7 protein-coding genes and 1 pseudogene are annotated in these 7,899 nt (G+C 68.3%); 5 read left to right on the plus strand and 3 right to left on the minus strand.

What is annotated here, in order from left to right; translation table 11 throughout:
- The first annotated feature begins 1 nt into the window (after nucleotide 1).
- Nucleotides 2-976, plus strand: coding sequence for an amino acid ABC transporter permease (locus tag GP2_RS06180; protein ID WP_006899622.1), 975 nt, complete (start codon nucleotides 2-4; stop codon nucleotides 974-976).
- Between the two features lie 35 nt (nucleotides 977-1,011).
- Nucleotides 1,012-1,764 (plus strand): amino acid ABC transporter ATP-binding protein, encoded by a 753-nt coding sequence (locus GP2_RS06185; protein WP_006899623.1) that lies wholly within the window; start codon nucleotides 1,012-1,014, stop codon nucleotides 1,762-1,764.
- Between the two features lie 224 nt (nucleotides 1,765-1,988).
- Here GP2_RS06185 and GP2_RS06190 read toward each other — a convergent pair whose 3' ends face one another.
- The 3 genes and pseudogenes from GP2_RS06190 to GP2_RS06200 all read right to left on the minus strand — a co-directional run bounded on the left by GP2_RS06190 (nucleotide 1,989) and on the right by GP2_RS06200 (nucleotide 4,635).
- Nucleotides 1,989-2,837, minus strand: a complete 849-nt coding sequence (locus tag GP2_RS06190; RefSeq protein WP_006899624.1) for a class I SAM-dependent methyltransferase — start codon at nucleotides 2,835-2,837, stop codon at nucleotides 1,989-1,991.
- Nucleotides 2,838-2,873: 36 nt separating this feature from the next.
- Nucleotides 2,874-3,984 (minus strand): annotated as a pseudogene (locus GP2_RS06195) (class I SAM-dependent methyltransferase).
- Nucleotides 3,985-4,059: 75 nt separating this feature from the next.
- The gene (locus GP2_RS06200; RefSeq protein ID WP_006899627.1) at nucleotides 4,060-4,635 is read right to left on the minus strand and encodes a 2'-5' RNA ligase family protein; all 576 of its coding nucleotides are present in this window, start codon (nucleotides 4,633-4,635) and stop codon (nucleotides 4,060-4,062) included.
- A gap of 422 nt (nucleotides 4,636-5,057) precedes the next feature.
- Here GP2_RS06200 and GP2_RS06205 point away from each other — a divergent pair, with 422 nt between their 5' ends.
- The 3 genes from GP2_RS06205 to GP2_RS06215 form a co-directional block, all read left to right on the plus strand.
- Nucleotides 5,058-5,843: a polyphosphate polymerase domain-containing protein gene (locus tag GP2_RS06205; protein ID WP_244941082.1), complete on the plus strand. Its 786-nt coding sequence runs from the start codon at nucleotides 5,058-5,060 to the stop codon at nucleotides 5,841-5,843.
- Between the two features lie 19 nt (nucleotides 5,844-5,862).
- A complete protein-coding gene (locus GP2_RS06210; protein ID WP_006899629.1) occupies nucleotides 5,863-6,540 on the plus strand; it encodes a DUF4956 domain-containing protein in 678 nt (225 codons plus the stop codon).
- Nucleotides 6,541-6,546: 6 nt separating this feature from the next.
- Nucleotides 6,547-7,899: CotH kinase family protein (locus tag GP2_RS06215; RefSeq protein ID WP_006899630.1), on the plus strand; the 1,353-nt coding region annotated here is incomplete at its 3' end.

Below are 7,899 nucleotides of genomic sequence, written 5' to 3' on the forward strand. Positions count from 1 at the left end.
GATGACCTCACCGAACCCCGACACCGTCGCCGGCGAGCCCGAACCGATCAAGGCGGTGCCGCTGCGCCACCCGGGGCAGTGGGTCGCCGCGGCGATCATCATCGTCCTCGCGGCCCTGTTCGTCTACGGCGCCGCCACCAACGAGGCGTACGCCTGGGGCACCTACGGGCGGTACCTGTTCGATCAGCGCGTGATGTCCGGTGTGGGGTACACCCTCGCCCTGACCGTGCTGTCGATGGTCATCGCGATCGTCCTCGGTGTGGTCCTCGCCGTCATGCGGCTCTCGCCGAACCCGGTGCTGCGCGGAACCGCGTGGGTGTACCTGTGGGTCTTCCGCGGCACCCCGGTGTACGTGCAGCTGGTGTTCTGGGGCCTGTTCCCCGCGATCTACAAGAAGATCGACCTGGGCATCCCGTTCGTCCACCAGTTCGCCCACATCGACATCCAGACCCTCAACGCCGCATTCCTGTTCGCGGTGATCGGCCTGGGCCTGAACGAGGCCGCGTACATGGCCGAGATCGTGCGCGCGGGCGTGTCGTCGGTGGGCGAGGGACAAGTGGAGGCCTCGGTCGCGCTGGGCATGTCGTGGTCGCAGACGATGCGCCGCACCGTCCTGCCGCAGGCGATGCGCGTCATCATCCCGCCCACCGGCAACGAGCTGATCTCCATGCTCAAGACCACCAGCCTGGTGGCGGCCGTGCCGCTGACGCTCGACCTCTACGGCCGTGTGCGGGACATCTCGGGCGTCAACTTCGAGCCGATCCCGCTGCTGATGGTCGCCTCGACCTGGTACCTGATGGTCACCAGCATCCTGATGGTCGGCCAGTTCTATCTGGAGCGCTACTACGCGAAAGGCGCCACGCGTGCGCTGACCGCCCGGCAGCTCAAGGCGATGGCCGCCGAGGACGCGACCGACGCCAGCGGCGCAGCAGGTGGTCCGGGCGCCGGCCGTACGACCGGGGGAGAGAACGCATGACATCCAGCGCTGCGACGCCCGCTGCGGAAACGCCCATGGTCCTCGCCGACCGGGTGTGCAAGAGCTTCGGGTCGGTCCAGGTCCTCAAGGGGATCTCCCTGGAGGTGCCGCGGGGCACGGTGACGTGTCTGATCGGTCCGTCCGGATCGGGCAAGTCGACGTTCTTGCGGTGCATCAACCACCTCGAGGTCGTCAATGCCGGGCGCCTGTACGTCGACGGCGACCTGATCGGATACCGCGAACGCAACGGCAAACTGTACGAACTGAGCCCGAAAGACGCTGCCGCACAGCGCCGCGACATCGGCATGGTGTTCCAGCACTTCAACCTCTTCCCGCACCGGACCGTTCTCGAGAACGTCATCGAGGCGCCGATCCTGGTCAAGAAGAAGTCGCGCGCCGAGGCCGTCGAACGGGCCGAATACCTGCTCGACCGCGTGGGTCTGGCCAATCGGGCCGACGCCTACCCGGCCCAGCTGTCGGGTGGCCAGCAGCAGCGCGTGGCGATCGCCCGCGCCCTCGCGATGGACCCCAAGCTGATGCTCTTCGACGAGCCGACCTCCGCGCTCGACCCGGAGCTCGTCGGCGACGTGCTGAAGGTGATGCGTGAGCTCGCCGCGTCGGGCATGACGATGATGGTCGTCACCCACGAGATGGGCTTCGCACGCGAGGTGGCCGACCAGCTGGTCTTCATGGACGGCGGCGTGGTCGTCGAGAAGGGCGACCCGCGCGAGCTGCTCGCCGATCCGCGGGAGGAGCGGACGCGCTCGTTCCTGTCGAAGTTGCTCTGAGGCAGGCTTCTCCGCGCGGGAAGGTGTGCGCCGCACCCAGGACCCTGCTCGACATCGCCACGCAGCGCACCGAGCAGATGCGCGGCGTCGGGGTCATGCGCGAGGATCGCCAGATCCCCGCCGTGACGCCCGCTTCGATGTGCGCGGGGTGACCGCCGCGGTCACCGACCCCGAGGGCCGCCTGCGCGATTCGGGTCCGCTCGCGAGCGGGCGGCCCGCCGGTGTCACTCCGGCTTGTGGCTGCAGAAGATCGCGGTACCGGGGAAGTACTTGCCGCGGAACGGACTCCACTGTCCCCATTCGCGATCGTGGTCGTCGGGCCACTCGGGTTCGATGATGTCGTCGAGGATGAAACCGGCGGCCCGGAGTTCGCGTACCCGGTCGCCGATGGTCCGGTGGTGTTCGACGTAGGTGATGGTGCCGTTGTCGTCGGTCTCGGTGTACGGCGTGCGGTTGAAGTAGGGAATCCTCACCGTGAGACCGTCCGGGCCGGGGTCGTCGAGGAACATCCACCGCATCGGATGGTTGACCGCGAAGACCCACCGGCCTCCGGGCTCGAGCACGCGCGCGACCTCGGCCATCACGCCGGCCGAATCGGCGACGAAGGGGATCGCCCCGAACGCCGAGCACGCGATGTCGAAGGACTCGTCGGCGAACGGCAGAGCCTCTGCGGTCGCCTGGACCAGCGGGGTGCGCACCTCGTCGGCGGCCATGGCGTCGAGGCCGATGCCGAGCATGCGGCGGGAGATGTCGACACCGACCGCGTGCGCGCCGTGCGCGGTGAGCCAGCGGGCGCACGGCGCCGAACCGCAGCCGATCTCCAGGATCGTCCGGCCCTCGATCTCTCCGAGGAGGCCCCACTCGGCCTCCCGCACACCTTCCGGGCACCAGACGAAATCGCCGCCGCCGGTGTAGGTGCCCAGGAACTCGCCGTGCTCCTCGTGATAGGCCTGCGCGTCGTGATCCCACCACCATCGGCTGGCCCGGTCGCTGGTCGCGGAGTCCACGTCGCCGAGCAGGCGCGGCGGCCGGACCTGGGCGTCGGCGGAGTGTTCGTCCGGGGTGGCGGGCATGGGAGTGATGATATGCGGTGTCTCACCTCGTGCGGATCACGCCGTCTTCAGCTCGTAGAACCGGACGAACGCGAAGTCCCGGATCGGTAGGACCTCCACGGCGGTGTACCGGCGTCGAGGGCGTATTTCGCGAGTGTCGACGGACGGATGACCGTGCCGGTGGCGACCGACGGTGGCGAACTCATCGAGTCCGGCAGGCACACGAAGAGCGAGAACGCGTACATCAGACGATCGAGTTCGTCTGCGGGACCGGCGAACTCGGCGCTGACCGCCTCGTCCATCACGATCATCGGCGCGCCCGGTGCCAGTGCCTCGCGCACCGACGCCAGCACGTCGACGGGCCGGGCATGTCGTGGATGCACTCGAAGGCGAACGCCGCGTCGTACGGCCCGTGGGTCTTGGCGTCCTCGCCGCCTGCGACCTCGAACGTCACCCGATCGCTCAGACTCGCGGATTCGGCGTTGGCCCTTGCCATGTCGACGGAGTCGGCGTCGATGTCCAGTCCGACGAGGGTGGCGTCCGGGTAGGCGCGGGCGAGTGCGAGGGTCGAGTATCCGGCCCCGAACCCGACGTCGAGAATCCGTGCGCCCGGGCAGGACAGGATCTCGTGGAGGTGGCCGACCTCGGCGAGCGCGGGCGCCGGCCGGGTCTCGAACCACGGCCTGTTGAGCGCGGCCTGCGACTCGCGCGCGTCCGCGCCGAACTGCTCCCAGCTGACGCCCCCGCCGTGTCGGTAGGCCTCGAGGAGTTCCGGCAGCCTGGCGAACGACGCGGCGAACATCCGTGGGAGCGCACCGAGGTAGTCGAGACTGCCGGTGTCGGTGAGGACCTCGGCGACACCGGGGGCGATGTCGAATCTCGGCGGCGTCGTGGACAGGTCCACATCGAGGATCGAGGACGCGGCCTGCATCTCGAGCCACTCGCGGGCATACCGCTCGTCGGTGCCGGTCTGAGAGGCGAGGTCGGCAGCGGTGAGCGGGCCGTGGTCGGCGAGGCACCGGTACCACCCCAGGCGCTCCCCGAGGTAGACGCTCATGGTCTCGGCGGTGGCGAGGGCGGAGGCCAGGAGGCGTCCGGCGAAATCCTCGGCGCTCGGTGCGGAGGTGGCGCGATCAGGGTGCTCGGGATCGTTCGCTGTGATCGCCATGCTGTGACGATGGCACCAGCTGCTTTCATGCAGGTCACATTATGGTTGTGACTCGGTGGTCGAGAGTCGGGCCGCTCAGCAGGACCGGCCGGCGACGACGTGCTCGGCCTTTGCGTCGGGGTCCCAGCGGCGGACGGCGGTGAAGGTGCACCGCCGGCTGGGTGGGCCGAGCGATTCGAGGTTCGCCAGCGCCTCGCCCACCTGGTGGTGGGTGAGACGCCGCGCCAGGGTGATGTGCGGGGTCCATGCGCCGGGGGCGACGTGGTCGAAGGTGCTCGGTTCCTCCGATCCAGCGGCGGCGTCGTCGGGGTGCATGGTGTGCGCGCGGATCGTCCGGGCGACCACAGCGTGCAGCGACAGCAACTCGGGGTTCGGGACCACGAGCAACGCCAGCACATGGCGTGACCCGTGGCCGAACACGATCGGCGCGCCGACGAACGCCGGCAACGGCAACCGCTGCGCGACTGGCGCGAGCGCGGCGTCGGCCGCCGCGGAGATGTGGCGTGCGGCGAGTAGGGTGACGTGGGGGCGGTTGGTATCCGAGCGGACCCGCTGCGCGCTCGGTAGCCCCACCTCGGCGAGCGCGGTCCAGCGTCGCCGCAACCAGGCGTCGGAGTCGTCGTCGGGTAGCAGCTCGATCGAATGTGCCACGGCCTCGAGTGTGAACCAGGACCGGCGTCGAGCGTGGCCGGATTGTCCGATCCGCGCGCCCCGGGCCTACACTCCGGTGCGCCGACGCGCCGCGCCCCCCGGGACGTACAGCAACCTCCCAGGTTCACCGCAGGGTGGCCGAAGCTTCACCTGCTGGAGTGGTCGAGGCCGTTGTCGCGATGAGATGGGCGCGTCCGGTCGGTCACGGACGGGCGGCACATGCCCGTACCGGGTCGTCGACGGTGGAGAGCGTTGGGAGAGAAGGGAGCGCGGTGGGCGTCGCCAGGTGGTTGCGGCGGAATCGGTCCGGCGAACAGGCGGGTGAGCGGGTCGACGAACAGACGGAGGCGCTTCTCTCGACCCCGCGGCCCCAGGGTTTTCAGGAGACGGCCAGCAGGCTCCACGCGTTCAACCGCTACGAGATCAAGTACTTCGTCGACGAGATGAAGGTGCCGGAGCTGCGTCGCGAGCTCGCGGCCCGGATGGATACCGATCCGCACTCACCGCACGGTGGTTACCCGGTGACCTCGCTGTACTACGACACCCCGGACCTGCGCTTCTACTGGGAGAAGATCGAGGGCCTGAAGTTCCGCCGCAAGCTGCGGATGCGCCTCTACGGGGACCCTGCCGAATGCACCGAGGACACCCCGGTGCAGATCGAGATCAAGCAACGGGTCAACCGCGTCACCCAGAAGCGGCGCACCGCCATGCCCTACGGCAGGGCCCGGAGTTGGCTCGACGAGCGCAAGGAGATCGACTGTGATGACTCGCAGCGTCCCTTCGTCGACGAGGTGACCACCCTCGTCGGCAACCTCGACCTGCGTCCCACCGTGACCACCGGGTACCTGCGGGAGGCGTTCGTGGGGCGCGACGCAGATCTCGGGCTCCGTGTCACCATCGACCACAAGGTCCACGGTCGGGACCGCGATTTCCACTTCGGGTCCGGGGCGCAGAACCGCTTCACGATCCCGCCCCGGCTGGCCATCGTCGAACTCAAGGCCAATGAGCGCGTGCCCTATTGGGCCACCGACCTGACCGCCCGGATGAACATGTCGGTCGTCCGGATCTCCAAGTACTGCCAGTCGATCGAGGCGTTCGGCCTCGCCCCCCGATCGATCCTGGGCGCCCCGGAACTGATAGTGCCTCCCGACGTCGACGATCGGGTCCCCGATGACGTGTTCGACACGTACCCGACTCACACCGTGTAGTTAATTCTGAAAGAAGACAATGAATTTCGATTTCCAAGACCTGAGCGGCACGTTCACGACACTCGACATCGTCGTGGCGCTGTCGCTGTCGTTCGTGTTGTCGTCGATCATCGGCTGGGTCTACAAGTTCACGCACCGGAACGTCTCCTACAGCCAGTCCTACGTGCAGACGCTCGTGATCGTCGGCATGGTCATCTCGCTGGTCATGCTCGTGGTCGGCTCCAACATCGCGCGAGCCTTCGCCCTGGTCGGCGCACTGTCGGTCGTGCGATTCCGCAACGCCATCAAGGAGACCCGCGACGTCGGGTTCATCTTCCTGGTGATGGCCGTCGGCATGACGACCGGCACGCGGTTCTACGTGCTCGCGGTCGCGGCCACCATCGCGATCTGCCTCGTCATCGTGCTGATGAGCAAGTTCAATTGGTTCAAGCTCGACGTCCAGCGTCAGGTCGTGAAGGTGCAGGTCCCGCCGGAGCAGGAGTTCACCGCACGCGTCGAGGACGTGCTGATCGACAAGTGCAAGGAGTTCGAGCTCGTCTCGACCGAGGCGGTGCGCGCCGGGGCGCTGAACGAGCTGTACTACACGGCGCAGTTGAAGAAGGGTGTCAAACCGGCCGAACTCATCTCGGCGTTGAGCGCGGTCAACACCGGGCAGCGTGTCACCGTTCTCACCGGCTACGACCAGACCGACATCTAGACGACGATGGGCGACAGCGATCCGGACGACGTCACATCCGCCGACACCGGCAGCGACGCCGTGGCCGATCCCCGGCCGGCGCCCCCGCGCCGGCGTCTCCGTCACCGCATCCCGCGTTCGCTGCGGCAGCACTGGAAACTCCCGGTGGCGCTGGCGGCCTTCGTGATCGTGATGGCGACGGTTTTCGGCGGATGGAAGGTGAGCCCGCTCATCACCGGGGACCCCACCGTCATCACATCGGAGATCACCCACAACATCGCGGGCACGGTCGACCTCTTCGATCCGTCGGTCCCGCACGAGCTCACGATCGAGATGAGCGACGCCGAGTACCGGTCGATGTTGTCGTCCTTCGAGAAGGACGGCAGCAAGGAATGGGTGTCGGCCCGGGTCGTCATCGACGGCACCCGACTCGACGACGTGGCGGTGCGGCTCAAGGGCAACTCGACGCTCATGGGGCTGCGCGGGGACCGCGGCGGCCGGCCGGGAGGGCCGGGGGCACCACCGGGGGCGCCGGGCGGTGGAGCGCCGCAGGGGCCCGGCGGACAGGTCGGACCGCAGCCACCTTTCCAGACCGATCCTGCGGACATGGAACGGATGCGGAAGATGATGACGCAGGTCGACAAGAACGACCCGACCTCGTTGCCGCTGCTGCTGAGCTTCGACAAGAACGTCGACGGCCGCGCGTACCAGGGCATGACCGAACTGTCGGTCCGTCCCGGCAGCCCCGTCGTCAACGAGGCGACCGCGTTGACCCTCACCGCCCGCACCGGTCAGCCGTCGCAGCGCTACGCCTACGTCGCCTACACGATCAACGGCAGCCCGACGGCGACGAAGCTCGTGCTCGAGCACCCCGACGAGAGCTACGCGGAGCGGCTGTTCGACTCGAAAGGCTACCTCTACAAGGCCGACGCCGGCTCACGGCTGAAGTACGTCGGCGAGGACCAGTCCGACTACTCCGGGCAGTTCAAGCAGATCAACTCCGCCGACAACGGCAACCTGCAGCCGGTCATCGATCTCGCGCGATGGCTCGACCGGGCGAGCGACGAGGAGTTCGCCCGAGACCTGCACGAGTGGGTCGACGTCGAGTCCTTCGCGCGGTACGTCGCCACCCAGAACCTGCTGGGCAACGGGGACGACATGAGCGGTCCCGGCCAGAACTACTACCTCTGGTACGACCTCGAGGCCGAGAAGTTCACGGTGATCTCCTGGGACCTCAACCTCGCCATGGCCGGCGACCCGACCACCGGTCCGGACAACGAGGTGTCGATCGGGCCGATGCGGGCTCGCGCCGCCGAGGGAACGGGGCCGGCGGTCGCTCCGGGGCAGGTCCCGGCCGATGCGACGGGCAGGCCGGGCGCC

Source organism: Gordonia paraffinivorans NBRC 108238, from assembly GCF_000344155.1.
Classification (GTDB): Bacteria; Actinomycetota; Actinomycetes; order Mycobacteriales; family Mycobacteriaceae; genus Gordonia; species Gordonia paraffinivorans.

Coding starts and splice junctions, on each gene's coding strand:
- GP2_RS06180 (WP_006899622.1), top strand. CDS start 2: ATGACCTCACCGAACCCCGACACCGTCGCCGGCGAGCCCGAACCGATC.
- GP2_RS06190 (WP_006899624.1), bottom strand. CDS start 2,837: ATGCCCGCCACCCCGGACGAACACTCCGCCGACGCCCAGGTCCGGCCG.
- GP2_RS06185 (WP_006899623.1), top strand. CDS start 1,012: ATGGTCCTCGCCGACCGGGTGTGCAAGAGCTTCGGGTCGGTCCAGGTC.
- GP2_RS06210 (WP_006899629.1), top strand. CDS start 5,863: ATGAATTTCGATTTCCAAGACCTGAGCGGCACGTTCACGACACTCGAC.